Below are 438 nucleotides of genomic sequence, written 5' to 3'. Positions count from 1 at the left end.
ACCGCATCATGACCACCCTCGGGCGAACCGATCGCCCACGGCACACCCACATCGTGCGGCCCGGCCGACAGCGAGTTGTTGGCCCCCTTGCGAAACGTGCTGCCGATGGGATGCACCGGCGGCAGATACACCACGTCGAAGCCCATCTTCGCGACCGCGGGCAGCCGCTTCGCCGCCGTACGGAACGTGCCCGACACCGGCGCCACACCCTCGCGCACCACCGCGCCCTCCGAACGCGGGAAGAACTCGTACCACGAGCCGAAGAGGGCTCGCTTCCGGTCCACTCGCAGGGGGAACTCCTCGCTGGAGGAGAGCGGTTCGCGCAGCGGGTGCCGGGCGAGCACGGCGTCCACCTCGGGGGTGAGGGCGGCGGCCAGCCTGGCTGCGGGCGGGCGGGACGGGTCGCGCAGGGCCGCGGCGGCGGCGCGCAGGACCTCG

General features: G+C 73.3%; 1 protein-coding gene. It reads right to left on the bottom strand.

Annotation, left to right across the window (positions count from 1 at the left end; translation table 11 throughout):
• Positions 1-438: maltotransferase domain-containing protein (locus tag STRAU_RS28160; protein WP_037662431.1), on the bottom strand; the 438-nt coding region annotated here is incomplete at both ends.

Source organism: Streptomyces aurantiacus JA 4570 (assembly GCF_000414115.1).
Taxonomy (GTDB): Bacteria; Actinomycetota; Actinomycetes; order Streptomycetales; family Streptomycetaceae; genus Streptomyces; species Streptomyces aurantiacus_A.
Note: the sequence above shows the minus strand (reverse complement) of the source record. Positions and strands in the feature narration are given on the sequence as shown.